This window comes from Nocardia higoensis NBRC 100133 (genome assembly GCF_000308595.1).
GTDB classification, from domain to species: Bacteria; Actinomycetota; Actinomycetes; order Mycobacteriales; family Mycobacteriaceae; genus Nocardia; species Nocardia higoensis.
This window is the reverse complement of record NZ_BAGA01000145.1, coordinates 108,975-134,301: the sequence shown is the minus strand read 5'-3', so window position 1 is coordinate 134,301 and position 25,327 is coordinate 108,975. Positions and strand designations below refer to the sequence as shown.

General features: G+C 68.7%; 26 protein-coding genes. 18 read left to right on the top strand and 8 right to left on the bottom strand.

Annotation, left to right across the window (positions count from 1 at the left end):
- A partial coding sequence (locus tag ON26_RS27035; protein WP_040800277.1) for a 5-oxoprolinase subunit B family protein occupies positions 1-351 on the top strand: 351 nt, incomplete at its 5' end.
- Complete coding sequence (locus ON26_RS27030) at positions 348-1,229, top strand: 5-oxoprolinase subunit C family protein (RefSeq protein WP_040800165.1); 882 nt, start codon at positions 348-350, stop codon at positions 1,227-1,229. The genes ON26_RS27035 and ON26_RS27030, both read left to right, overlap by 4 nt.
- Here ON26_RS27030 and ON26_RS27025 read toward each other — a convergent pair.
- Complete coding sequence (locus ON26_RS27025; protein WP_040800162.1) at positions 1,201-2,802, bottom strand: DUF4185 domain-containing protein; 1,602 nt, start codon at positions 2,800-2,802, stop codon at positions 1,201-1,203. The genes ON26_RS27030 and ON26_RS27025 overlap by 29 nt on opposite strands.
- A 76-nt stretch (positions 2,803-2,878) precedes the next feature.
- Between ON26_RS27025 and ON26_RS31860 the strand changes: the two genes are divergently transcribed.
- A complete protein-coding gene (locus ON26_RS31860) occupies positions 2,879-3,418 on the top strand; it encodes a hypothetical protein (RefSeq protein WP_218000632.1) in 540 nt (179 codons plus the stop codon).
- Positions 3,419-3,442: 24 nt separating this feature from the next.
- Here the strand turns inward: ON26_RS31860 and ON26_RS27015 are convergent, their stop codons facing one another.
- Positions 3,443-4,837, bottom strand: a complete 1,395-nt coding sequence (locus ON26_RS27015) for an MFS transporter (protein WP_051027668.1) — start codon at positions 4,835-4,837, stop codon at positions 3,443-3,445.
- Positions 4,838-4,881: 44 nt separating this feature from the next.
- Entirely contained in the window at positions 4,882-5,268 is a 387-nt protein-coding gene (locus ON26_RS27010) for an NUDIX domain-containing protein (protein ID WP_245546080.1), read from the bottom strand.
- A 326-nt stretch (positions 5,269-5,594) separates the two neighbouring features.
- On the opposite strand from ON26_RS27010, the gene ON26_RS27005 reads away from it, so the two are divergent.
- On the top strand, positions 5,595-6,332 hold the full coding sequence (locus ON26_RS27005; RefSeq protein ID WP_051027665.1) for a pirin family protein: 738 nt from the start codon (positions 5,595-5,597) through the stop codon (positions 6,330-6,332).
- Positions 6,333-6,461: 129 nt separating this feature from the next.
- The gene (locus ON26_RS27000) at positions 6,462-6,956 is read left to right on the top strand and encodes a DUF4190 domain-containing protein (RefSeq protein ID WP_040800156.1); all 495 of its coding nucleotides are present in this window, start codon (positions 6,462-6,464) and stop codon (positions 6,954-6,956) included.
- A gap of 9 nt (positions 6,957-6,965) precedes the next feature.
- Here the strand turns inward: ON26_RS27000 and ON26_RS26995 are convergent, their stop codons facing one another.
- Complete coding sequence (locus ON26_RS26995; RefSeq protein WP_040800153.1) at positions 6,966-7,508, bottom strand: hypothetical protein; 543 nt, start codon at positions 7,506-7,508, stop codon at positions 6,966-6,968.
- A gap of 128 nt (positions 7,509-7,636) precedes the next feature.
- On the opposite strand from ON26_RS26995, the gene ON26_RS26990 reads away from it, so the two are divergent.
- From ON26_RS26990 to ON26_RS26980, 3 genes are all read left to right on the top strand, one after another.
- Positions 7,637-8,488, top strand: coding sequence for a helix-turn-helix domain-containing protein (locus tag ON26_RS26990; protein ID WP_040800150.1), 852 nt, complete (start codon positions 7,637-7,639; stop codon positions 8,486-8,488).
- A 10-nt stretch (positions 8,489-8,498) separates the two neighbouring features.
- Complete coding sequence (locus ON26_RS26985) at positions 8,499-8,873, top strand: DUF397 domain-containing protein (protein WP_040800147.1); 375 nt, start codon at positions 8,499-8,501, stop codon at positions 8,871-8,873.
- A gap of 71 nt (positions 8,874-8,944) precedes the next feature.
- The gene (locus tag ON26_RS26980; protein WP_040800144.1) at positions 8,945-10,978 is read left to right on the top strand and encodes a M13 family metallopeptidase; all 2,034 of its coding nucleotides are present in this window, start codon (positions 8,945-8,947) and stop codon (positions 10,976-10,978) included.
- A gap of 82 nt (positions 10,979-11,060) precedes the next feature.
- Here ON26_RS26980 and ON26_RS26975 read toward each other — a convergent pair whose 3' ends face one another.
- On the bottom strand, positions 11,061-11,957 hold the full coding sequence (locus ON26_RS26975) for a L,D-transpeptidase (protein WP_083884378.1): 897 nt from the start codon (positions 11,955-11,957) through the stop codon (positions 11,061-11,063).
- A gap of 451 nt (positions 11,958-12,408) precedes the next feature.
- Complete coding sequence (locus ON26_RS26970) at positions 12,409-12,939, bottom strand: DUF6764 family protein (RefSeq protein WP_040800258.1); 531 nt, start codon at positions 12,937-12,939, stop codon at positions 12,409-12,411.
- 210 nt (positions 12,940-13,149) lie between these two features.
- Between ON26_RS26970 and lppU the strand changes: the two genes are divergently transcribed.
- Complete coding sequence (gene lppU / locus ON26_RS26965) at positions 13,150-13,770, top strand: LppU family putative lipoprotein (protein WP_051027663.1); 621 nt, start codon at positions 13,150-13,152, stop codon at positions 13,768-13,770.
- Between the two features lie 114 nt (positions 13,771-13,884).
- Here lppU and ON26_RS26960 read toward each other — a convergent pair whose 3' ends face one another.
- A complete protein-coding gene (locus tag ON26_RS26960) occupies positions 13,885-14,559 on the bottom strand; it encodes a S1 family peptidase (RefSeq protein ID WP_040800141.1) in 675 nt (224 codons plus the stop codon).
- Positions 14,560-15,048: 489 nt separating this feature from the next.
- Here ON26_RS26960 and ON26_RS26955 point away from each other — a divergent pair, with 489 nt between their 5' ends.
- The 9 genes from ON26_RS26955 to ON26_RS26915 all read left to right on the top strand — a co-directional run bounded on the left by ON26_RS26955 (position 15,049) and on the right by ON26_RS26915 (position 24,672).
- A complete protein-coding gene (locus tag ON26_RS26955) occupies positions 15,049-15,903 on the top strand; it encodes an MlaE family ABC transporter permease (protein ID WP_040800138.1) in 855 nt (284 codons plus the stop codon).
- 4 nt (positions 15,904-15,907) lie between these two features.
- Positions 15,908-16,771 (top strand): ABC transporter permease, encoded by an 864-nt coding sequence (locus ON26_RS26950; RefSeq protein ID WP_040800135.1) that lies wholly within the window; start codon positions 15,908-15,910, stop codon positions 16,769-16,771.
- 7 nt (positions 16,772-16,778) lie between these two features.
- A complete protein-coding gene (locus ON26_RS26945) occupies positions 16,779-18,296 on the top strand; it encodes an MCE family protein (RefSeq protein WP_040800132.1) in 1,518 nt (505 codons plus the stop codon).
- Positions 18,293-19,333, top strand: a complete 1,041-nt coding sequence (locus tag ON26_RS26940) for an MCE family protein (protein WP_040800130.1) — start codon at positions 18,293-18,295, stop codon at positions 19,331-19,333. Before ON26_RS26945 ends, ON26_RS26940 begins: the two co-directional genes overlap by 4 nt.
- Positions 19,334-19,341: 8 nt before the next feature.
- Positions 19,342-20,328 carry an MCE family protein gene (locus tag ON26_RS26935; RefSeq protein WP_373280966.1) on the top strand — a complete coding sequence of 329 codons (987 nt, stop codon included), beginning with the start codon at positions 19,342-19,344 and terminating at the stop codon, positions 20,326-20,328.
- Positions 20,328-21,431: an MCE family protein gene (locus ON26_RS26930; protein ID WP_040800124.1), complete on the top strand. Its 1,104-nt coding sequence runs from the start codon at positions 20,328-20,330 to the stop codon at positions 21,429-21,431. Before ON26_RS26935 ends, ON26_RS26930 begins: the two co-directional genes overlap by 1 nt.
- A gap of 8 nt (positions 21,432-21,439) precedes the next feature.
- Positions 21,440-22,531 carry an MCE family protein gene (locus ON26_RS26925; protein WP_040800121.1) on the top strand — a complete coding sequence of 364 codons (1,092 nt, stop codon included), beginning with the start codon at positions 21,440-21,442 and terminating at the stop codon, positions 22,529-22,531.
- Positions 22,528-23,691: an MlaD family protein gene (locus tag ON26_RS26920; protein WP_040800118.1), complete on the top strand. Its 1,164-nt coding sequence runs from the start codon at positions 22,528-22,530 to the stop codon at positions 23,689-23,691. Before ON26_RS26925 ends, ON26_RS26920 begins: the two co-directional genes overlap by 4 nt.
- Positions 23,692-23,823: 132 nt before the next feature.
- Complete coding sequence (locus ON26_RS26915) at positions 23,824-24,672, top strand: hypothetical protein (protein WP_245546078.1); 849 nt, start codon at positions 23,824-23,826, stop codon at positions 24,670-24,672.
- Positions 24,673-24,771: 99 nt separating this feature from the next.
- Here the strand turns inward: ON26_RS26915 and ON26_RS26910 are convergent, their stop codons facing one another.
- Positions 24,772-25,317, bottom strand: a complete 546-nt coding sequence (locus ON26_RS26910) for a ribonuclease H family protein (protein ID WP_040800250.1) — start codon at positions 25,315-25,317, stop codon at positions 24,772-24,774.
- Positions 25,318-25,327 lie beyond the last annotated feature (10 nt).

The window sequence follows — 25,327 nt, the reverse complement described above, 5'->3', positions numbered from 1 at the left end:
GAAGACCTGGAGCGGGTGGCCGAACTGCTCGGGACGGAAGTGCGCGCGGTGATCGACCGGCACACCTCCGCCCTGTGGCGGTGCGAATTCGTCGGATTCGCACCGGGATTCGGCTACCTACGGGTCGCGGGCGCCGAGCTGGCCGTGCCCCGCCGCGACAAGGCCAGGACGTCCGTGCCCGCCGGCGCGGTCGCCCTGGCGGGCGGCTATTCGGCGGTGTACCCGCGCAGTTCGCCCGGCGGCTGGCAGCTGATCGGGCACACCGAAGCCGTGCTCTGGGACGAGCGCAGGGATCCGCCCGCGCTGATCCGGGCCGGCGCCGTGGTGCGATTCGTGGAGGCCGGACGATGATGCGGGTGCTGGCGGTCGGGCCCGCGGCGACCGTGCAGGATCTGGGCAGGCCGGGGTGGTTCGATTCCGGCGTCGGGGTGGCCGGCGCCGCCGATCGCGCTTCGCTACGGCTGGCCAATCGGCTCGTCGGCAATCCGGAGGACGCGGCGGCGATCGAGGTGCTGCTCGGCGGCCTGGCCGTGTCCGCCGAGCGTCCCTGCGTCGTCGCGATCACCGGCGCGCCCGCGCCCGCTTCCGTCGACGGCATCCCGGTCGGTCACGCGAGCGTGCTGGTACTCGACGAGGGACAGACCTTGCGACTCGGCTTGGCCGCGAGCGGCCTGCGGACCTACCTCGCGATCCGGGGCGGGGTGGCGGTCGAGCCGGTGCTCGGATCCCGCAGCCGTGACACCCTGGCGGGCCTCGGTCCCGAGCCGTTGCGGCCCGGCGACCGGATCCCGGTCGGTCCGCCGCCGCGCACCTGGCCGCCCGTCGATTTCGCCCCGAGCGGACCCTTCCCGGAAGTGATGGAGGTGCATGCCATGCCGGGGCCCCGGGCGGACTGGTTCGCCGATCCGGCGGCGTTGTTCGCGGGGGAATGGTCGGTGGCCGCCGAGACCGATCGGGTCGGCGCGCGGCTGCATCGCCGCACCGGCCCGCCGCTGCGCCGCGCCATCGAAAGGGAACTGCGGACCGAAGGCATGGCGCTGGGCGCGGTGCAGGTGCCGCCGAGCGGCGAGCCGGTGGTGTTCCTCGCCGACCACCCGATCACCGGCGGTTATCCGGTGATCGCGGTGGTGCGCTCCGTCGACGTCGACCTGGTCGCCCAGGCCAGGCCGGGGCAGCGCTTGCGGTTCCGGTGTGCCGACCTCAGCGCCCGCTCAGCTCGGCGCGCATGAGATAGACGTTGTAGCTGTCCCAGGCCGACATGGTGAAGTACAGGTCCGCACCGCTCGACCAGGGGTGGATGAATCCGCCGTAGGCCTTCGGATAGTCCGCGGTGTACAGCACCGGGACGGCCTCGCTCCACGCGCCCTGCGGGGTTGTCGCCTCGCGCAGCACGATGGCACCGCGCGCGGAATCCAGGTAGCTCATCTGCCAGCGGCCCGCGTGCTCGTCGTAGCGCACCGAGAGCTCGCTCGCGATGCCGAAGAACAGCGGCGTGGCCTCGTTCTCGGCCGCGGGTCGCCAGCTGCCGTCCACCCAGTACTGGTAGGCCGACTTGTTGAGCACGTGTTCCTTCGGCACGCGAGCCAGCCCGGTCACGCCGACCCGGCCGTTGGGGGTGCCGAACATGTAGACGTACTCGCCGTGCGGCACCATCGCCGCCACCTGGAACCGACCCAGTCCGAACAGGTTGTCCCACTTGGCATGCTGGTCTTTGGTCCACGTCGAGCCGTTGTCGTCGGACCAGGCGATGCCGCCGTGGTTGGTGTACCACAGGCCCGGCACGGCGCTCCACCGGTTGACCGACATGTAGCTCATGTACTGCCTGCCGTCGAGGGCGAACCCGGAGGTGGGGATGACCGTCGTCTCGTAGTTCTTGATCTTCCTGCTGGACAACAGTTCCGCCGCGTGACAGCGGCTGTCCTGCACCATGGAGTCGATGGTCAGGCCGTCGGAGAGGTCGGTGTCCGCGCTGAATCCGAGGACGTTGGAGCGCCAGTCCGAGCCGTTCGCGCCGCCGTAGGTCCAGCCCTCGCCGAAGGTGTCGCCGAACACGACGGCCACTTCGCCGGGCCTGCTCTCCCACATGACGCCCAGGTCGGTGCCGTTGACCCGCCATCGGGCGTCGGTGCGATTCTGTGAACCGTGCCCGGTGACCTGGCCGACCATGTCCGTGGAGCCGATCACCGGTGCGTCGGGTGCCGGAGCCTGCGGTCCCGGCTCGGTGTCCGGGCTCAGTTCGGGCGGCGCGGGCTGGGGATCCGGGCGCGGCCCGCCCGGAACCGGGATCGGAATCGGCTCGATCTGCGGGCGGAATTCGATGCGCGGCAGTTGGACTCCGAAGAAGCTGCTGCCCACGCTGCTGCCGCCGGTCGAGCCGGTGCCCGACCCGGCGCTCGCCGAACCGGGATCGGGCAGCGCCGCTCCACCCGACCCCGCTCCCTCCGGCACGGACGGTTCGCGCAGGTCGGGGCAGGGATCCCCGCACGGGTCCGCGGGCGGCGGGTCGGCCGCGACGCGCACATTCCGCTGAGGCGGGTCGGGCACCGGCACGAACGTGAGTTCCGGCAGCGGGAACAGCAGCTCGATCTTCTCCGGCAGGGTCAGCGGCGGCGGCGCCTCCGGCTCGGTCGGCATCGGCAACCGAGCCAGCGGATCGAATCCCGTTTCGCCGCACTGGTTCACCGGAGCAGGCGTCCACGGATGCGGCGCGGCGACCGCGGGTACGGTCGCGGTTCCCACCAGCCCGGTGACGAGGAATCCCAGGAGTACCGGGACTGCCGGTCTTCTCGGCGTGTCCGTCATCCGCCGATCACCCTGCTCATCACCACAAGATCAAACTACCCGGCCCGGCATTCGTTCGTCTCGGGGACGGAACCGGATGGAGAATTTTCGCGTCCAATCCCATATGACCGATATCGAGTACTCGTTCGGCACCGGCGACGGCGTCGTCCACGACTGGTCGAGCGCCGCGGATCTGGACCTGGCGGGTACCGGCCTGTTCGACGCCGTGCGGCTGGATTTCGACGGCGACGGCCTGGCCGACGACGCGCTGTGGGATTCCAGCGGCGCCGGCGCCGCCGATCTCGCCGCCCTCGACCTCGACGACGACGGCCTGCCCGACCACTTCTACACCGACCCGACCGGCCAGGGCACCTGGGACCACCGGGTCTCCGGTCTCCCCGCCGACGCGGTCAGCGAGCCGCTGGACTGGATCACCCGCACCGGCCCCGCACCGGGCGTGGACGCGCCCGCCCCCTCGGCGGACGCCTTCCCCGGCGTCACCGGGACGTGCGACGTCGCCTTCGGCCCGTCGGCGTACGGCCCGGGGGCCGATGCGGGCGAGTACTCCGGTCGTCCGGGTGAGCAGCGATCCGTACCGGCTTACGGCGACTCCCCCGCAGGCGGCGCGGCCCCCTGATGCCGTCCCGTCCGCCGGTCTTCCTCAGGGGCCGGTACGACCGGTCGGCACCTGTCGGCCCCGCCGTGTGTTCAGCACGACGATCCCGATCGCGAGCGCGTATCCGGCCGCACCGGTCAGCACGATCGCCGCAGACCGTCCGTCGGCGGGAATCACCAGCGCGGTCACCGCGATCGACAGGACGAAGGCGATATTGAACACGGTGTCCTGCAGGGCGAAGACCTGTCCGCGCCGGGTGTCGTCGATATCGATCTGCATCGCCGCATCGCCGGTCAGCTTGATGAGCTGCCCCGCCACACCGAACAGGAACGCGCCCGCGAGCAGCAGCAGATGAGCTCGCCCGGCCGCCTGCCCGGTTCCGGCCAGTGCGGTCGGCATCACCAGGGTCAGCTGCACGAACACCGCCGCCACCAGACCGGCGAGCACCGTGCGCGGCCTGCCGAGGCGCGGGATCACCCAGGGCGCGAGCGCCGCCGCCACCAGCATGCCGGTGGCGCTGGCCGCGATCGCCACTCCGAACCCGATCAGCCCGCTGTCGACCGCCGCGCTCGCGGCGGGCTCGCGCAGCACCAACACCATGATCAGCGTGTTCGCGCCGAACACCACCCGATGCGCGCCGATGCCCACCATCGCCGTCGTCACCTCGGGCGCCCGCCACACCGCCCGCGCCGCCGTCGAGAGCCCGCCCGCGATCGCACGCAACGTCCCCCGGTCCGGCGCCGCGTCCGGGGCGGGCCCGTCTCCCGGCGTGCCGGGCCAGCCGGGGCCGAGGACGTGCGGCCGGAATCCGACCGCGAGCCCAGCGCCGATCATCGATCCCACGGCACTGCATCCGACCGCGATCGCGGAGCCGGTGTCCCCCGCCCCCGCGAATCCGATCACCACCACGGCCGCCGCCGCACCGGCGCCCGCGAACGCCGATGCCACCGTCGCGAGCACGGAGTTCATCGCGACCAGCCAGTGCCTGGCCAGCACGCGCGGCAGTGCCGCCGAGACGCCGGCGGCCACGAACCGGCTCACACCGACTGTCGCCAGCGCGAGCAGCAGCAGCGGGGTCTCCTCGACGCCCGCGGCCAGCACGGCGGCGGCGGTCAGGATCAGCACGATGCGCAGCAGGTTCGCCAGCAGCAGTACCGCCCGCCGGTCCCATCGGTCGAGCAGCGCGCCCGCATAAGGGCCGATCAGCGAGTAGGGCAGCAGCAGGACGGCGAAGCCGGCGGCGATCGCCAGGGGGTCGGTCTCCCGCTCCGGGTTGAACAGGATCGCGCCGGACAGCGCCGCCTGGAACATGCCGTCGCCGAACTGCCCGGCGAACCGGACGACCGCCAGCCGGGCCACGCCGGGACTTTCGCGCAAGGCGGTTCGCCACGGTGGCCGGCTCTTCGGGTCGGAACGTCGCTGCGGCTCACCATCTGGCACCGGGCCGATTCTGCCGTGCCCGCCGGTGCCGGGCCGATCCCGGATCAGCCCGCCGGGAACAGGGCGCGCACCGCCGCGCGCGTATCGGGCGTCATCGGCAGGGTGTCGAGGGTGCTCACGTCGGTCCAGGCGAAGGCGTCGTGTTCACCGGGCGAGAGCGCCACCTCGCCCGGGTCGGCAACCACCAGAAAACTGAACTTGCGGACCCGCGGTTTGCTGCGCGTCGCATAGTCGATTTCTCCGAGAAATCGTTCGATCCGGCGCACCCGGAGACCGGTCTCCTCGAACAACTCGCGCACCACGCATTCAGCCAGAGTTTCTCCCGATTCCACCCCGCCGCCGGGTAATTCGTACATTCCGCCGAAATAGTCGTCCGGAACCCGGCGGATTACCAGTAGACGACCTTCCCGGAATACCGCGATACCGACCACGAAATCGGTGATCCCCGCCGCGCGTGCCCGTTCACGCAACTGTTCCTCGACCTGCGCGAGTGCGTCCGGTCGCATCTCGTCACCTCCGCCCTCGCCCAATGTGGCCCAGGGTTTTCCCCGCCCCGGCGTCCGGCACTGCTCGCCTGCCGTTCACCGGCCCGACGCTCGCGTAATATGCCCGATGCGGGACAATTTACTAGGAATACGGGTTACCGCACGGCCGAGTACACGTTCACGCCGCGACCGTGCCGTGCGAGCTGAGAGAGGAGGACCGGGTGTCCACACTCGCGACGCCGCACATCGATGTCCATCGAGGCGGTGACCGTATGAAAACCCGGGTGTCCTGGCTCGATTCCAAGCATTCGTTCTCGTTCGGCCAGCATTACGATCCGGACAACACACACCACGGCCTGCTGCTGGTCAACAACGACGACATCGTGCTGCCCGGTCAGGGCTTCGACACCCATCCCCATCGCGATATGGAAATCGTGACCTGGGTGCTCGAGGGCAGCCTGGTGCATCAGGATTCGCTCGGGCACAGCGGTGTCATCTATCCGGGTCTGGCCCAGCGGATGAGCGCGGGCACCGGCATCCTCCATTCGGAGAAGAACGATTCCTGGCGGTTGGACAACAGTTCCGCCCACGACCGGCCGGTGCATTTCGTGCAGATGTGGGTGATGCCCGACGAACCCGGCGTCGAGCCCGGATATCAGCAGCTCGAGATCGACGACGAATTGGCTTCCGGCGGATTGGTGACGGTGGCTTCCGGCCTGCCGCGCTATCGCGATCGCACCGCGATCGCGATCAACAGCAGCCATGCCGCGCTGCACGTGGCCAGGATGCCCGGCGCCGATGCCGGCGGCGCGCCCGCCGTGGTGCGCCTGCCCGAGGCGCCCTACCTGCATCTGTTCGTCGCGCGCGGAGAGGTCGAGATGGAAGGCGTCGGCCCGCTCTACGAAGGCGACGCGGTCCGCGCCGGGCACAGTGGCGGGCAGCGGATAACAGCGCATAAGCCCGCCGAGATCCTGGTGTGGGAGATGCACGCCCGCCTCGGCGGCCGGTAACCGGCACGTTTCCGGGTGTACAGAGCTCCCGATTCGTACGATTAGTCCGGCTACCATCGGGTAACGGACAGCGCGATCGAGACGGGGTGAGCTCGTGCGAACGCGTCCGACCGACTGAGAGGTAGGTCCATGTCGCAATACCCTCCCCCGGGTCGGTACCCCCAACCCGATCCGTATCAGCCTCCGCCCGGGCAGTATCCGGGCGCGGCCGGCGGCTACTGGCAGGAATCCCCCAAGCGGACCGGGCTCGCGGTCGCCACCCTCGTGCTGGGCATCCTGGCGCTGGTCAGCTTCTGGACCGTGGTCGGCGGCTACCTGTTCGGCGTGCTCGGGGTCATCTTCGGCATCATCGCCGCGGTCAAGGCCCGCAACGGTTCCGCGGGCGGCATCGGCATGACGATCACCGGCATGGTGCTCAGTGTGCTCGCGCTCATCGGCGCGACCCTGTTCGTGATCGTCGGGTGGAGCTTCTTCGTCGACATGGGCGGCAAGGACCTGGTCGACTGCTTGAACAAGGCGGGCAACGACCAGGCCGCGATCGACGAATGCGAACGCCAGTTTACGGACAACGTCGAGAACCGGTTCAGCATCACGCTCACCCCGGCTCCGTTCCCGACCTCCTGACCTGCGACATCAGTTGACATTGCCGCGTGGCGCGGCCGCGGCCGTCCGCGTCACGCCGGTGACCTCGGCCAGGTCCGGCCGGTAGTCCTCCTCGGGGGCGCTGATCCACGAGCGGTAGCCCGTGCGTTCGTCGGCCGGCGAGGGCAGCACGATCCGGCTGCCCGGCAGCGCGATCGAGGCGCACACCCGGAACAGATCGGCGAACAGGCCCATGTCCAGGTAGGAGTTGTCGGTCGGGCCGGTCAGGAAGGTCCAGCGATCCGAGCGCGGATGGGCGATGATCGGACAGCGGTGCGAGCCCGACAACGCCGCGGCGACCGTCGCACCGAGCGCGGCGGGCATGACGACCGCGCCGACGGCGCCGACCTCGAGCATGATCCGCCCGAGGGCGGGATCGACCTCCGCGAAGAGGCGGTGGTCGGTGCGATAGCGACGGCAGCGGTGGAAGGCGTCCTCCTTGCCCGCCGTGCGATGCCCCCCGGGGCCGGCAGGCAGCACCTGAGTGGCGCCCAGCGTGCGGTGATTGCCAGATCCAATGCCGGACGTGCTCATGACGAACCTCGTCTCGATGCGGAGTGGATGTTTCGGGTGAACCAGCCGCTAACGTGACAGTAGACCCGGCCAAGTGCTGTGACAATAGTCACCGACGGCTCGTCGATCACGAAGTAGCATCGACTCGCATGGCACCCGTCTCGCCGACTGTCGCCCGCTGGGAACTGGTGCTGCGCCTGCGTGAGCTGCGCGAACAGCGCGGATTCGACTCCGCGAGCTTCGCCAGGCAGGTCGGGTTCACCCCGGCCAACTGGTCGCACGTGGAGAACGGCAGGCGCGTGCTGACCGGCCGGACCATCGTTCCGGTCCTGGATCTGCTCGAGGTCGAGGGCGAGGAACGCGCCGAACTGCTCGCCCTGCTACACGCGGGCAAACAGCGCGGGTGGTGGAGCAAGTCCTCGGCCCTGATCGGCCCGGAGCTGCAGCGGCTGTACGGCATGGAGCACGGCGCGCAGAGCATTCGCAGCTACGACAGTCTGATCGTGCCGGGTCTGTTGCAGACCGAGGCCTACGCGCGTGCGCTCATCAGCGCCGATGTGATGATCCGGCCGGTCCAGGTCGACCAGTTGGTCGCCATCCGGATGCGCAGGCAGCAGCGCCTGCGCGGGCCGGAGCGGGTGGAGCTGACCGCCGTGGTCGGCGAGGCCACCCTGCTCCAGCAGACCGGCGGCCCGCAGATCCTGCGCGGACAGCTCGAGCACCTGGTGGCGCTCATCGACGAACTCGACACCGTGGACGTGCGGGTCATTCCGTTCAGCGCTCCCGACGGGGCGATACTCGGCGGTTCCAGCTTCCATCTGCTCGACTTCGCAAGCGAGCAGCTACCCACCTTCGGCTGGGCAGAGAGCGCGGTCTTCGGCGGTCCGGTGGACGATCTCGAGCTGGTGCGCGACCTGGGCTTCGCGTACCTGCGAGCGCTCGAGCAAGCTCTGTCACGAGCCGATTCCGAAGCTCTGATCAGGCGTTACGCCCAGGGGTAGACTTTCGGGCATGGCCACCAATGCCGGGGGCCGGCCGATTCGCACCGGCTGGTTCACCTCGTCCCGGTCCAACAACGGCAACCAGTGCGTCGAGGTGAAGTTCGACGCGGACGCCGTCTGGATACGAGACAGCAAATATCGTCGCGGGGCAGCGGGCGAGTCCGCGGCCCAGCCGGTCCTGGCGGTCTCGGTGAAAGTCTGGGACGACCTGGTGGCGCGCCTGCGGGCAGGCGACGCGGTCCCCGAGCTGATCACCGAGAACGCCGCGGGCGGTGTGGAATTGCGTCGCGGCGGCACTGTGCTGAGCTTCACCCGCGCCGAGTGGGACGCCTTCCTCGCCGGGGTGGCCGACGGCGAATTCGACCGTGTCCCGCAGCCCGGCTGAGCAGGTATCCGCGGGGACCGTCGGCCGGTGACCCCGGCCGTCCCCGGCCGCGGATCGGCATACTGGACGGCGTGACCTCCGAGCTGATCAGTCCTTCCGGTATCGATCTATCCCATCTCGACGAGGCCGTCCGGGTCCAGGACGACCTGTTCGCGCACGTCAACGGCAAGTGGCTGGCCGAGCACGAGATCCCGGGCGATCGCGCCGTCGACGGCGCCTTCCGCGACCTCTACGACCAGGCCGAACTCGACGTCCAGGCGATCATCCAGCGGTGCGCGGAGGGCGCTTTCGGGAGCGCCGCCGACAGCGATGCCGCCGACGCCCGCCGGATCGGGGATCTCTATCGCTCCTTCATGGACACCGAGACGGTGGCGGCCGCCGGCCTGTCGCCGATCGCCGGTGAGCTGGCCGCCGTCCGCGAGGCGACCGACCGCTCGGCCTTCGCCGCGTTGCTCGGGCGGTGGCAGCGCACCGGCGTCTCCGGCGCGGTCGGCTTCTACATCGACTCCGACGCCAAGGATTCCAGCCGTTACCTGGTCCAGATGTACCAGTCCGGCCTGGGCCTGCCCGACGAATCCTATTACCGCCAGGACGAATACGCCCAGATCAGAAGCGCCTACATCGCCCACATCGGGCGCATGTTCGCACTGGCGAGCGACGACCCACGGGTCGGCGCCCTGCTGCCACCGGATCTCGGCACCGTCGGGCAGCGGATCTTCGAGCTCGAACGCCGCCTTGCCGCCGGGCACTGGGACGTGGTGCGCCGCCGCGACGCCGAACTCGCCTACAACCTCACCACTTTCGACGCGTTGCGCGCCGAACATCCCGAATTCGACTGGGCCGCATGGACGTCGGCGTTGGCCGAGGGCGTGGACCGGTCCGGCGCCGAGCTGTTCGCCGAAGTGGTCGTACGCCAGCCCGATTACCTGGGTGTCTTCGCCCGGCTGTGGGCCGAGGCCGAGCCGGCCGACTGGCAGGCATGGGCCGTCTGGCGGCTGTTGCACGCCCGCGCCCCGTACCTCACCGACGACATCGTGGCCGAGAACTTCGACTTCTACGGCCGCACCCTCACCGGCGCCACCGAGAACCGTGAGCGCTGGAAGCGCGGCGTCTCGCTGGTGCAGGAGCTGCTCGGCGAAGCGGTCGGCAAACTGTATGTGGCCGAGCACTTTCCGCCCGAGGCCAAAGCGAAGATGCAGGAGCTGGTCGCCAACCTCACCGAGGCCTACCGGCGCAACATCGGCGAGCTCGAGTGGATGAGCCCGCAGACCAGGCAGGCCGCGCTGGCCAAGCTGGAGAAGTTCACCCCCAAGATCGGCTACCCGGACCGCTGGCGCGACTACTCCGGGCTGCACATCGACCCGATGGACCTGCTCGGCAACTACCGCAACGGCTGCGCCGCCGAGCACGACCGCGAGCTGCGCAAACTCGGCGGGCCGGTGGACCGCGACGAGTGGTTCATGACCCCGCAGACGGTCAACGCCTACTACAACCCCGGCATGAACGAGATCGTCTTCCCCGCCGCGATTCTGCAACCGCCGTTCTTCGACATGAACGCCGACGACGCCGCCAACTACGGCGGTATCGGCGCGGTGATCGGGCACGAGATCGGCCACGGTTTCGACGACCAGGGCGCCAAGTACGACGGCGACGGCAACATGATCGACTGGTGGACCGAGGCCGACCGCGCCGAGTTCGGCAAGCGCACCAGGGCACTGATCGAGCAGTACGACGTGCTCTCCCCCAAGGATCTGGCCGACGAGCACACGGTCAACGGCGAGTTCACCATCGGCGAGAACATCGGCGACCTGGGCGGGCTGTCCATCGCCCTGCAGGCCTACAAGATCTCCCTGGGTGACCGGGAGGCCCCGGTGATCGACGGTCTGACCGGGCTGCAACGGGTGTTCTTCGGCTGGGCCCAGGTGTGGCGCACCAAGGCGCGCGAGGAGGAGGCCATCCGCAGACTGGCCGTCGACCCGCACTCACCGCCGGAGTTCCGCTGCAACGCGGTGGTGCGCAATATCGACGGCTTCCACGAGGCGTTCGGCGTCGAGCCGGGTGACGCGCTGTACCTCGACCCGGCCGAGCGCGTCCGGATCTGGTGACGGCTCCTCTCCGCTGATACAGCGAAAGCCGGCCACGCGGACAGCGCGGCCGGCTTTCGCTTTCGGTGTGGAGCTCGGGCGATCAGTTCCAGTCGCCCAGACCGTCGCGGGCGTTGAGAGTGCCGCCCGCGGTGTTCTGCACGATGACCGGGTCACCCTTCTGGGCATTCTCGAAGAACCAACGGGCGTCCTCGGTGCTGACGTTCAGGCAGCCGTGACTGGCGTTGGACACGCCTTGCTGGGCCACCGACCACGGCGCGGCGTGCACGAAGATGCCGCTGTTGGAGATGCGGGTCGCGTACTCCACGTCGAGCTTGTAGCCCTCGGGCGCGTCGATCGGCACACCGTAGGTCGAGGAGTCCATGACCATCTCGCGGAAGCGCTCGCCGACGATGTAGGTGCCGTTGGGGGTCTCGTGGCCGGGCTTGCCCATCGAGGTCGGCATCGTCTTGATCACCTCACCGTTGCGGGTGACGGTGATGGTCTTGGTGTTGTCGTCGGCGGTGGCGATCAGGGCGTCGCCGATGCGGAACGCGCTGGTCGTGCCGCCCGCCTTGACGAAGACGTCGGTGTTGGCCGGCCAGAACTCGTTCGGCTTCCAGCGGACCTGCCTGTCGCTCCACCAGTAGAAGTGCCCGGGCGCCTCGTTCGAGGAGGTGATCTTGATGGCCTTCTCCGCGGCGGCGCGATCGGCGATCGGCTCCTTGAAGGTGATGATGATCGGCTGCGCCACGCCGACGGTCTCGCCGTCGGCGATGTTGATGTTCGGCGGCGCGAAATTCGCCTGCGGCTCGGGCTCGGTCACCACCGGTGCGGTCGACCCGAGGTCGACGCCGGGGATCAGCGGCTCGGCCTGGGCGGGGGCGATGATCAGCGCGCCCGCGGCAGCGATCGAGGCGGACAGCAGGACGCCCTGGCGAAGCCGGAGGGACAGCCGGTCTCGCGTCGGCAGCGACCTGTTGTTCGAAGCGGCGTGCATAGGTTAATCGTCCATTCCATCGCCCGCGCGGGTGCGCGGGCGATCTCATCGGCGTGGCGCCTCGACGGTCATCTCCCCGAGGGGCTGACCACGTGGGTGTTTCACGAAGGCTGGCCACGGGTACTGATGCGGGACCGGGTTCTGTCAGCGGCACCCGCGGAGTAGTAACGGCCCGACCGCGTCCATTCCTACCCTCCGCGCCCGTCCCGGGGCCAGTCGTCGCGGGCGGTCATGCGTCACACCCATGGCCGGTGAGCGGCGTCACAGAAGTTGTTGTGCGGCGCGGATTTCGGTGAAAATCGCCGGTCACGCCCTCGCCCGGCGACCCGGTGGCCAGTAGGCCGTACGTTCGGTTTGCACGCAGGTCAGACGGCATTGTGAGGCATATCACCGGCTCCTCGCCGGCCGCGCGGCGCGCATCGAGAGGGCGCCCGAGCGCCGCACGGGTGGCTCAGGGCGCGGGCGTCGGGGCGGCCCAGTTCCCGACCGGAGTCGCCAGGCAACTCGCGCCGCTCGTCGCGTTCCAGGCGAAGGCGCCCGCGCCCAGGCAGACGACCGTGCCGTCGGCGGTACCGCCCACCTCGGCGCGCGAGCCCCCGAAGGCGACCGCCACCGCCACCTGCCTGCCGTCCTCGGGCGTCGGGTCGGCGACCGAACTCAACGCCATCGCGTCGGGACCGACGCCGATCGCGATCGGGATGCCGCCGAAGCCCTCGCTCGCGCCGACGCCGCCCGCCGCGCCGATCCCGAGCGCGTTCGCGCCCGTCGCGGCATAGGCGTAGCCCACCCCGTCGAACCCGGTGGCCTGTGCGCGCCCGTCCGCGTCGGCGGCGGCCCGGCACCCGGTCTCGCCGTCGATGCGGGTCACGTCCGCGCCCTGCTCCGCGGTGCAATGCAGAGGGGTTGCTGAGGCGGTCGCCGGAATCGTGACCGCGGCGCCGAGTGCGGTGGCCGAGCAGAAGAGCGCCCTGATCAGGTTCATGAATTGCCCCTTTCGCGCCGTGATCACCACCATACCCAGAGAGGTTGCTGGAGGCGGGTCGCCGTCGGGGCGAAGGTACCCGGTCACCGGCGACTCGACGCTCACGGCGCGGGTGGTGTATGCATGGCGTGATATTTCAGCTCAGCTCGTCATCTGCGGGTCAACAGGCCGGGTGTGAGTTCGGAGCGTTACAGCTCGGGAGGACTGTACGTGTCTCGTCAATTGTTATCCGGTCTCGCGCTCGCGGTGGGCATCACCGTCGCGGCGTTCACAGTGTCGGCCTGCGGGTCGACGGTCGACGGCCATGCCCAACCCGCCGTCGGGGACACCATAGATGCCGTCGCCACCAGCACGCCCAAGCCCGGCCCCCCCAAGCCGAGCACGCCGAAATCCAGTGCGCCGCGCACGACGACGCAGGAAGCCGGGGACACCGACTTCCAGGCCGAGATCGGCGACTGCGTGACCCTGGGCGGCACCACCACCAGCGCGACCATCGCCAGGGCATCCTGCGGCAGCCGCGCGTCCAACTACAAGGTGATCGGCAAGGCCACCAACAGCGCGCTGTGCCCGGCCGATCGCGACAACTACTACGCCGAGACGCTCAACGGGCTCGAACAGGGCGCGTTCTGCCTGGACATCGACTGGGTGGTCGGCGGCTGCATGGACATCGGCGGCGACGATCCGCAGCGCATCGACTGCAGCGAGCCCGGCCTGCAGCCCGTGCGGGTGGCCGAGGTCGTCCAGGGCGTCGGGGATGTCAGCGCCTGCGACACCGGCTACGGCTTCGAGTACACCGAGCGCCGCTTCGTGGTCTGCGTCGAGGAGTTGTAGGCCGCTCGCGCGCGGCTCCGGCATCGGCCCGGGTCCGGGGGGATCGGGCGAACGCAAAGGGAGCGGACCAGAAGGTCCGCTCCCTTTGTCGTGTCCGACCGGCGTGGTGCCGGATCAGATGGGCCGGAAGCCCGCTCCGATGTCGCCGCGGGCGTTGAGGTCGTCGATGATCGCGGTCATGTTGGTGCCGACCTCGGGGCCGAAGCAGGCGATGGCCAGGTAGGCGTTCACCATGCCGACCAGTGTCGTGCCGACGACCACCGGTGCGCCGGAATCGCCTTCCACGACGCACATCTGCGCCCAGGTCTCGACATTGCTGCCGAAGATGTCACCGTAGGCCAGTCCGCAGGTGTTGCCGGTGGTGCGGCCTTCCTTGCAGACGATCATCGGGAACTGGGCGGGTGCGCCGATGCCGGTGATCGTCACATTGCCGACCCGGTTGACCGGGGTGATCGCGCCGGGCTGGAACTGGATCACCGCGTAGTCGAGAGTCGGGTTGGAGTAGACGAAGCGGCCGATCACACCCGCTCCCGGATCGGTCTCCGAGTACACCTGCGCGCCCGCCTCGCCGCAGTGGCCCGCGGTGAGGCCGACCAGCCTGCCCGCGTTGTCGTGGCCGACGGTGGTGACGGTGCACTCGTACATGTTGTCGACGATGATTCCCGAACCGCCACCGATCACCGGCGCGCCCGGGTCCGCCGCGGCGGCTCCGGCGCCCGTCCCGAGCAGCGCCGCGACCGTGGCCACGGCGAGGACGGCGTTGGCCGCCTTGGCGAGTTTGCTGAACATGTCCCTCCAGATGTCGGAAGCCCGCACGATATCAATCTGTCGCATTCATCGTGTCAGTATTCGGTCTCGGTCGCGTCTCGCGGGGTGAAGGGCGTGAGCGGCCCGGTCGCCCGGCGTGTCATAGCTTATCGGTATCAAAAGGGTGGATGTGGCGCGTCATATTGCGGTTTCGCGTCTGTCGTGCGGTATGTCCACTGCATTCGGATACCGAAGAAGATTTTAGATGATTGTTTTCCCCGCAATTACGCGGACTCTATTGCGCAAGGCCATATCACGGGGTCGGGACTGCAACCTGTGCCAAGAAATATGCACGTTTACCGGCGTGCTCCCAGAGTGTCGTTGTGGCTGCTCCCAGTCAATTCGGACAGGTGATCGACATCTATGACTGCGATCACATGTCAATGGTGTGTTCAGCACTACCCCGTAGTAAGGTGCGTCAAGCAAACAAGTCGTCGGGGTTGTCCAACCGGCGTCGAGAGGGGTTAGCCAGTGCAGTCGACCAAGAGTCCCCCGGGCGGGTCCCGCATAAGTGAAGCGGTCGATTGGACGAGGGCCTATTGGGAAGACCACCCGAAACGGTCGCTGGAGACCTTCGGTCGCCAGATCACCATGGGCATCTCGGCGGTCGCCGAGTTGTTCATCGCCATCCTCCGCAGGCGCTTCCCCTTCGGGGAATTCGTCCGCCAGTGCGCGTTCATGGCCAATGTGGCCGCTGCCCCCACGCTACTCGTCGCCATTCCGATCGGCGTCATCGTCTCCATCCAGGTCGGCGCGGTCGCCGGACAGGTCGGCGCGACCTCCTTCATCGGCGCGGCCAACGGCCTCGGCATCGTCCAGCAGGGCGCGCCGCTGGTCACCTCGATCATGATCGCCGGCGCGGTCGGCTCGGCCATCTGCGCCGACCTCGGCTCGCGCACCATCCGCGAAGAGATCGACGCCATGAAGGTGATGGGCGTCGACCCCATGCGCAGGCTGGTCGCCCCCCGGCTCGGCGCGGCGATGCTGGTCAGCGTGCTGCTGTGTGGCTTCGTGGTGTTCGTCGGCTTCCTCACCGGTTACGTGTTCAACATCTTCGCCCAGGGCGGCACCCCCGGCTCCTACATCGGCACCTTCTCCTCGTTCGCCGTCACCAGGGACCTGTTCGTCGCGCTGGTCAAGTCGATGATCTTCGGCCTGCTGGCCGCGATCATCGCCTGCGACACCGGTCTGAACACCCGCGGCGGCCCCGGTGGCGTCGCGAACTCCGTCAACTCCGCTGTGGTGAGCTCGGCCATCATGCTCTTCGGCGTGAACCTCGGGATCACGCAGATCTACAGCGCCCTCTTCCCCCCACAGGTGGTCTGAGCCGGTGTCGTCGACTTATGTGCCGCCACTGCTGCGGCCGCTACAACAACTCAAGAAGACCGCGCAGGCGCCGGTCGACCTGCTCGCCCGCATCGGTCACCAGGTGTTCTTCTTCCTGCGGTCGGTGGGCTCGATCCCGTTGGCGCTCAAGCAGTACCCCAAGGAAGTGTGGCGGCTGCTCACCGACGTCACCTGGGGCAACGGCAATCTGGTCGTCGGCGGCGGCACCATCGGCGTGGTCGTCATCCTCAGTGCCTTCGGCGGTATGACCGTCGGTATCCAGGGGCACACCTCGCTGAACCTGCTCGGCCTGAGCCCGATCACCGGCGCGATCTCGGCCTTCGCGACAACCCGCGAGCTGGGGCCGCTGCTCGCCTCGCTGGCCTTCGCCGCTCAGGCGGGCTGTCGATTCACCGCGCAACTGGGCGCCATGCGGATCTCCGAGGAGATCGACGCGCTCGAATCGGTGGCCATCCGCCCGCTGCCGTACCTGGTCAGCACCCGGATGTTCGCCGCCATCGTGGCGATCGTGCCGCTGTACTGCCTGGGTCTGGCGGTCGCCTACATCTCCTGCTCGCTGACCGTGCAGATGATCGGCGGCACCGCCCCCGGCACCTACTCGCACTACTTCTACCAATTCCTGGTTCCGACCGATGTGCTGTACTCGCTGCTCAAAGCGATCGTCTTCGTAGCGATCACCACCTTCATCCAGTGCTACTACGGGTTCTTCGCCTCCGGCGGCCCGGAGGGCGTCGGCGTGGCGGCCGGTCGCGCGATCAAGATGTGCATCATCCTGGTCGTGTTCGCCGATCTGTTCATGACGTTGGCTATCTGGGGCGTCGACCCCGGCATCCGGATCTCGGGGTAAGGGCGAGATGATCATCGATCCCAGTGGGCGTGGGCCCACGATGCGGCAATTGCTGATCGCCGGCGCGTGTGGGCTGGTGGTCTTCGCGGTGGTGCTCGGCCTGCTGATGGCGCGCTACCAGGGCTATTTCGTGCCCAAGGTCAATGTGGTGGCGAATCTGACCACCACCGGTGACGGCCTGCCGTCCGAGGCGGATGTGAAGTTCCGCGGCGTGCTCGTCGGCGCGGTCGACGAGGTCGAGGTGGCCGCCAAGGGCGAACTGCAGAAGGTGCAGATCGAGCTGAAGCCGGAGTACGCCAGGAGCATCCCCGCCAATGTGACCGCTCGCGTGGTGCCGAGCAACCTGTTCGCGGTGACCTCGGTGGAACTGGTCTTCAACGGACCGTCCGACAGCTATCTCGAGGAAGGCTCGGTCATCGAGGAGGACCGCAGCAAGGGCACGATCGCGCTGCAGGACACCCTCACCACGGTGCGCGACATCCTGGAGAAGATCGACCCGGTGCAGTTCGGCCGCGTGCTCGGCACCCTGTCGCAGGCCCTCGACGGCAGCGGCCGGTTGCCCGGCTCGACCATCGAGCGGCTGGACCGCTGGGTGACCTCGGTCGACCAGGCCATCCCGGACCTGGGCGTGCTGCTCACCGACTTCTCCAATTCCTTTGCCGCGCTCAACGAGTCGGCCCCGGAACTGGTCGACGTGCTCGGCGAATCGGTGCTCACCGCGCGCACCATCGCCGACCGGCGCACCGAGCTCATGTCGCTGATCACCGGCACCAGCGGCACCGTCGATTCGGTGAACACCCTGTTCGCGCGGAATCCCGACGCGGGCAAGCAGATCACCGCGGGCACCGCGGATCTGTTCGGCGCGATGACCGCGGATCCGACCGCGATCACCCGTGCGCTGCTCAACCTCAGCGAGTCGCTGCGCAAGCTGAACACCGTCTTCCACTGGGGTCCGGCGAACCAGATGGTGTGGGACGCCGGCATCACCCTGACGCCGTACAAGCCCTACACGGCCGAGGATTGCCCGCGCTACGACGAGATGGCGGGCCCGAGCTGCGCCACCGCGCCGACGGTGGCCGAGCTGCCGCCACTGCCGGAGAATCTGCGCCCGCGCGCGCTCGATTCGGCCAAGGGCCTGCCGCCCGCGGTCCCGGTGCCCGGCCTGCCGCTGATCCCCGGCCTGACCGCGCTGGAATCCCCGGTCGTCGCGCCGGACAACCCGGCCGCTCCGGTTCCGTTCGCGGGTACCCCGCTGGAAGGCATCATCCCGGGCCTGCCCTCGCTGCCCGGTCTGTCGCTGCCCGGCCTGACCGCGCCGCAGCCGGCCGCCGAGCCCGCGCCCGCCACCGAACCCGCCGCGGACCCCGAGGCGGTCACCCCGCAGGCGAGCGCGATCTCCTATCGCGGTGACGACGCGATCGCGGTGCTGCTCGGTCGTCAGCCGACCACCGCGGAGTACCTGCTGCTCAGCCCGATCCTGAAGGGCGGAACCATGACCGTGTCCGAGAGCGGGGATCGCCGATGAGCATCCGCAAACCGCTGATCGGCTTCAGTATCTTCGCGCTGGTGTCGATCCTGGTGACGGTGGTCGTCTGGAACACCCTGGCGCGCACCGTCGCCGGCAGCACCAACACCTACACGGCCGTGTTCACCGATGTGCTCGGCCTGCGTGAGGGCGACGACGTCCGGATGGCGGGCGTGCGCGTCGGCAAGGTCGACGACATCGCGCTCGTCCGCGACGAGAACAACGAGTCCGTCGCCGAGGTCACCTTCGTCGTGCAGCGTGACCAGACGATCTACGAGGACACCAAGGCGCTGGTGCGGTACCAGAACCTGATCGGTCAGCGTTATGTGGCGCTCGAACCCGGCCAGGAGGCCTCGCCCGCGCCGCTGGAGAACAAGGGCACCATCCCGGTGGAGCGCACCGAGCCCTCCTTCGACATCTCCGCTCTGCTCAACGGATTCCAGCCGTTGTTCCAGGTGCTGCAGCCCGAGCAGGTCAACCGCCTGTCGGAGACGATCATCCTGGCCCTGCAGGGCGACAACGTGTCGCTGAGTTCCTTCATCGTCCAGGCCGCCCAGCTGGCGACCGATTTCCAGCGCCGCGACGCGATCCTGTCCGATGTCATCGCCAATCTCTCCGGGGTGATGTCGGGTCTGGCCAACCGCGGCGAGGAGCTCGAGACGCTGGTGACCCAGACCAGGGCGCTCATCGGCGGTCTCTACGACCAGGGCCAGTCCCTGCTCGGCTCCACCGAGACGATCACCGCCGCGACCACCGATCTGGTCGCCATGGTCGGTCGCATCGAGCCCGGCCTGCAGCTGGCGCAGAACTCGACCACCGCGGCGCTGACCATGCTGCTCTACAACGGCGCCAAGCTCGACCAGGCGGCGGTCGACGTGCCCAGCCTGCTCGCGGCGGCCGGCCGGCACACATCCGAGGGCGCCTACGCGAACGCCTATCTGTGCGGCCTGGACCTGTCCCTCTACGGTGTGCTCTTCCCGCGCGGCCTGTTCTCGCAGATCGGCGGCAACTCCCATTCGGCGGTGTGTGGACCATGATCGCGAAGATGAAACGCCGCTTCGACGGCAACCGGCACTTCTGGCTCGGCATCATCGGTGCCGTCGTCGTGGTGGCCCTGCTCGCGGTGGCCAGCGTGTTCCGTCTGCTCGGCGTCGGCCAGCAGGAGATCGAGGCCGAGTTCGTGCAGGCCGCGGGCATCAGGGTCGGCGACCGGGTGAACGCGGCGGGCGTCCCGGTCGGCACTGTGGCGGGTGCGAAGCTCGAGGGCGATCATGTGCTGCTCACGCTGAACATCGACAAGAGCGTCGACCTCGGCCCCGACGCCGGCGCCTCGATCAAGATGGCGACGCTGCTCGGCGCCCGCTACGTCGATCTGAAGCCCGGTGACGGCTCGGGTCTGCCCGGCGGGCGCATTTCGCTGTCCAACACCTCCGTTCCCTACGATCTGGCCGATGTGGTGCAGATCGGCACGCCGAAGTTCGAGGCACTGAACACCGAACAGCTGGCCGAATCCCTGAACGTGATCAACGAGCAGTTCGGCGACACCCCGGCGCTGACCGCGCAGGCGCTCGACAGCGTCGGCGCGCTGGCCAAGACCATCGACACCAGGCGTGAGCAGGTCGACCAGCTGCTGAAGGACATGGACCGGGTCACCGAGATCCTGGCCGACAACCGCAACAGCGTGCTGCTGGTGATCACCCAGGGCGAGGCCATCGCCAACCGGGTGATGGAACGCCAGGACCTGCTGCGTCAGTTGCTCGACAACGTCGCGACCCTGTCGCGTCAGCTCGAGGAGATCGGCGCGCAGAACAACGACCAGCTCGGCCCGACCCTCGCGCAGCTGAACACCATGGCCGAGGGCCTGCAGAAGAACAAGGACAACCTGGACCGGATGCTGTCCATCATGCCGCCGTCGGTCCGCTACCTGTCCAACTCGTGGGGTGGCAGCGGTCCGTACGGCGTGGTCGCGGTGCCGTGGCTGTTCCCGGACAACTGGTTGTGCTTCGTCCAAGTCATCGAGGGGTGCCAGTGATGAAAACCGCCACCACGGCGAAACTCCGGCACGCGGTCAAGGCCGCGGTGATCGGTGTCGCCGCGCTCTCCCTCGGCAGCTGCTCGCTGCTACCGGACGCGGTGAATCCGTCGGCCGACACCCGGATCACCGCCGACTTCCAGAACATCGCGGGCATCTTCGTGGGCAATCCGGTGACGGTGCTCGGGCTCGAGGTCGGCACCGTCGAGAAGATCGTGCCCAAGGGCACTCTCGTCGAGGTGCACCTGTCGATCGACTCCGATGTGAAGATCCCCGAGGACGCCGAGGCCGCGATCATCTCGCCCTCGATCGTCACCGACCGGCACATCGAGCTCACCCCGGTCTACACCGGTGGCGAGGAACTGGCCGACGGCTCGCACCTGCCCCTGGCCCGCACCCGCACCCCGGTCGAGCTGGACACCCTGATCAAGACCATCGATCAGTTCGCCGCCGCCCTCGCGCCGAAGGAGGGCTCCGAGGGGGTCGGGCCGCTGTCGGGCCGGGTGCTCTACCCGATGCTCGACGGCAACGGGGCGCGGATCCGCGACACCCTCGACGCGCTCTCCGGTGCGCTGAAGGTCGGCGTGGACAACAAGGACGCCATCTCCAATATCATCGTGCGTCTCAACGAGCTGACCACCATGCTGGCCGACAACGACCAGTCGGTGCGCGATTTCAGCAACCGGGTCACCCAGATGACCGGCCTGCTCGCCGACCAGGCGCCCGGCCTGCAGGCGACGCTGGACCAGCTCAACGCCTTCCTGGCCAACACCTCCACCACCCTGGGCGACTACCAGGGGGAACTGCAGGGCACCCTGACCGGCCTGACCAACGTGACCCAGCAGTTGCGCGACAACGCCTACGGCGTCACCGAGGTCGTGGACGTGGCTCCGCTCGCGCTGCAGAACATCGACCGGATCGTGAGCCGGGAGCATCAGTGGGTGCGCCTGAACGCGGCCATCGGCACCTTCCTCAACGGCGAGATCGTCAGCCTGTTCTGCGAACGGCTGCAGATGCGCGAAGACGGTTGCCGCACCGGCAATGTGCAGGACATGGGCCCGGACTACGGGCTCACCGCCGCACTGCTCGGACTGACGAAATGACGAACCGAATGAGCAACAAGGCACGCCGGGCGCTGGTCGCCCTGGCCGCGGTCGCGGGAGTCGGCATCACCTCGGGATGCAGCTTCACGGTGGAGGATCTGCCGCTGCCCAAGCCCGGGCAGGCCGCGGACACCTACACCCTGCACGCGGTGTTCGAGAACGCGCTGAATCTGCCCGATCAGGCCAAGGTCAAGATCGGCGGCTCCGATGTCGGCGTGGTCACCAACATCAAGACCAAGAACTTCCAGGCGATCGTCGATCTGACCATCGACAGCGAGATCGAACTGCCCAAGGGCAGCACCGCCGAACTGCGCCAGGCGACGCCGCTTGGCGACGTGTTCGTCGCGGTCTCCAAGCCGGTCGCCGAGCCCGGCGCGGCCATGTTGTCCGACGGTGACACGCTCACCCTGGAGCAGACCTCCGCGGGCGCCACCGTGGAGCAGTTGCTGATCTCGGTGTCGCTGCTGTTCAACGGCGGCGGCGTCGCGGCGCTGTCCAAGATCGGCTCGGAACTCGATTCCATCGTCGGTGGCCGCGGCGATCAGGTGGCTCATCTGATCACCGAGCTGACCGGCGTGGTCGGCAGCCTCAACGCCAACTCCGCGCAGGTGGATGCCACGCTCGACCAGTTCCACGCGCTGGCGGGCACGCTGGAGAGCAGGCGGGCCGAACTCGGCGAGGTCGCCGACACGCTGCCGCAGATGATCGGCGCCATCGCCGAGAACAACCAGGCCATCGGCGAACTGCTGACCAAGCTCTCGACGGCGAGCGCGGCGATCGGGGACTACTCGGTCACCTCCACCGCGCAGCTGGAGAACCTGCTCAACAGCACGCACGAACTGATGAACGCGCTGGCGGCGACCGGCAGCGAGTTCGAGGTCATGCTCGATCGCATGCACGAGATCCGCCCGAAGGTGGACGCCACCTTCCGCGGTCGCAGCTTCTCGGTCTACGCGACGGCGACGAACCTGGACGTGAGCGCGCTGACCGACCCCGCCTACGCCGGCCTGTGGGACCTCAACGACGTCGCCGACTTCACCGGCAGCATCCTGCAGGTGCTGCAACTGGTGCAGAACCGGGTCGAAGGGGGACAACGATGAAGTTGTCACGCACGCAATGGCTTTCGGCGCTGGGCCTGCTACTGGTACTGGTCGTCGGCGCGAGCTATCTCGCCGTGGCTGTGATGCGGTTCAACCCGCTGCGTTCGGAATATTCCGTCACCGTGAAGCTGGACCGCTCCGGCGGTCTGCAGCCGGGCAACGACGCGACCCTGCGCGGATTCCGCATCGGCAAGGTCGATTCCATCGATCTGATCGATCGCGGCCAGGCGATCGCGGCCGTGGTCCGTATCGACAGCGGTTACGAGATCCCGGTCGACACACTGGTTTCGGTGCAGGCGCTGTCGGGCGCCGGCGAGCAGTACATCGATTTCCGGCCCAACACCGAAGAGGGACCGTATCTGGCCGACGGCGCGGTCATCGAGTTCGACAGCGCGCGGGTCACGACTCCGACGCCGGTGTGGTCGGTGCTCGACAATTCCAGTGCGCTGATCTCGCAGATCGATCCGGACAAGTTCAGCGTGATCCTCAACGAACTGGATATCGCGCTCAGCGCCGGCCCGGATCAGCTGCGCGGCTTGATCAACGGCATCTCGCTGGTCACCGCGGGCCTGGATTCGCTGCTGCCGCAGACCACCAATCTGATCACCAACCTGCGCACGATCGCCGATACGACCTCGCACGCGCAGCCGGACCTGGCGACCTTGACGGCCAATTCCGGCGTACTGTTCGAACAGTTCGACAACGCCAATGCCGAGGTGCAGCGGGTGCTCGAGCAGGCGCCGGCGCAGCTCGCCCGGCTCGGCGCGGTGCTCGACACCACCACCGATCCGATGACCAGTCTGGTCACCAACTTCGTTGCCATCACCAGGGCGGCCCAGTTGCGGCTGCCCGCGCTGCGGGCGCTGTTCCCGTCGCTGGCGGTCGGTGTCGAGGCGCTCGGCGTGCCCGCGGTCAACGGCGAGTTCCGCGCCATGATCGACATCTGGCCGCGCCCCTTCTGCACCTACGACACCCCGGTGTACCGCAACGAGGTGGTGCAGGACGGCGCCATCCCGAAGTGGAACTACTGCGTGAATCCGCCTCCGGGACAGCAGATCCGCGGCGCGGCCAACGCGCCTCGCCCGAATGTGCCGAACAACGGCGCGCAGATGCCGCCGGGTGTGGATCCGAACGAGCGGACCCTCCCGCCGATCAAGTGAGTCGACCCGGGCCGTGGGTGTTCACCTCGGCCCGGCATACTCGCCGACAGAACGGGCACGGAAGCTCTCTACTGGTGCGACCGGCCACCCGATCGGTGCGTTCACGCGCCGGGAAAGTGCAGGTATCCATCGATGGCCACCGACAACGCCGACAACACCGACGACAAGGGCGCCAAGGGCACCGATGACGAGACCGTCGTGCCCGACAAGGAAGCATCCGCCGATCGCGACGCGGAGACGGTCGTGGTGAAGAAGGCCGCGTCGACCGAGGCCGGGGACGAGACCGAGAAGGTCTCGATCGCGAAGGCCGAGCCCGCCGCGACGGCCGACCGCGCCGCGCCCGCGCCCTCGGGCGACGACGGCAAGCGCCGGGGCATGGCGCCGATCATCGCCGCGTTCGTGGCGGGCATCCTGCTGGTCGCCGCGGTCACCGCCGTGGTGGTCTTCTATCTGCAGGCCGATCGCCGCGGCGCCGAGCTGGCCGCCGTCGACGACGCCACCCGCGCGGCCTGCGACTTCGGCCGCACGGTCTCGGAGTACGACTACGCCAACGACCTCGAGGGCTACTTCACCAAGGTCAAGGACAACGCGACCGGTGAGTTCCGCGAGGAATTCGATCAGGCCGGCCAGGCGCTGTCGGAGGCGATGGTGCAGGCGCAGGTGAAGTCCTGGGTCGACGACGTGCAGTGCGGCTTCCAGAACGGCGACACCGAGCAGGCGACCGTGCTGGTCACCATGACCCAGTTCCGCACCAACTTCACCCAGCCGACCCCGGATCGCCAGTACATCGTGGTGATCGCCGATCTGAAGAACGAAGACGGCAAGTGGAAGGTCGCCAAGCTGGATTCGCCGATGCTCAAGGGCTCCGGCGGCGCGCTGCCCGGCGGCACGCCCGCCCCGGCCCAGGGCGCTCCCACCGAGGGAGCTCCGGCAGAAGGCGCTCCGGCGGAGGAAGCGCCCGCGCCCGCTCCGGGCAACTGACCGCCCGCACAATCGAATAGCGAAGACGCCTCCGGCGGTGGGATCTGTGTCTCCACCGCCGGAGGCCTTTCTCCGTGGACTTCGCGCGCCGCGCGCGGGTCAGAACAGGGTCAGTGCCTGCGGACCCGCCGTGACCACCTTCCCCGTGACCGGCGCTTGGGCCGGCGTGGCCACGACAGGCGCGACGTCTTCGCGCGGAGCCTCTCCCGGAGCTGCCGCCGCGCGCCTGGCCGCCTCGCCTGCCAGCGCGTCGGCGCGTTCGTTGAAGTAGTTGCCGACATGACCGCGCACCCACCGGAACCGGACCGGTCCCGGCCGGCCGGCGATGGCCCGGTCGATCCCGGCGATCAGCTCGGCGTTCTTGACCGGGTTGCCGTTGGAGGTGCGCCAGCCGTTGTTGCGCCAGCCGTGGATCCACTCCGAGGAGCACTTGATGGCGTAGAGCGAGTCGCTCTCGATCAGCAGGTGCTCCTCGCCGGGGTGGGCGAGGATCGCCTCGAGCACGGCACGTAGTTCGGCGATCTGATTGGTGCCGGAGGGCGCTCCGCCGCTGTCGCTGCCGCCGCCCTGATGATCGACCCACGCCCAGCCGATCGCGCCGCCGGGGTTGCGCAGACACGAGCCGTCGGTGCTCACGATGATCATGGCGGGCACT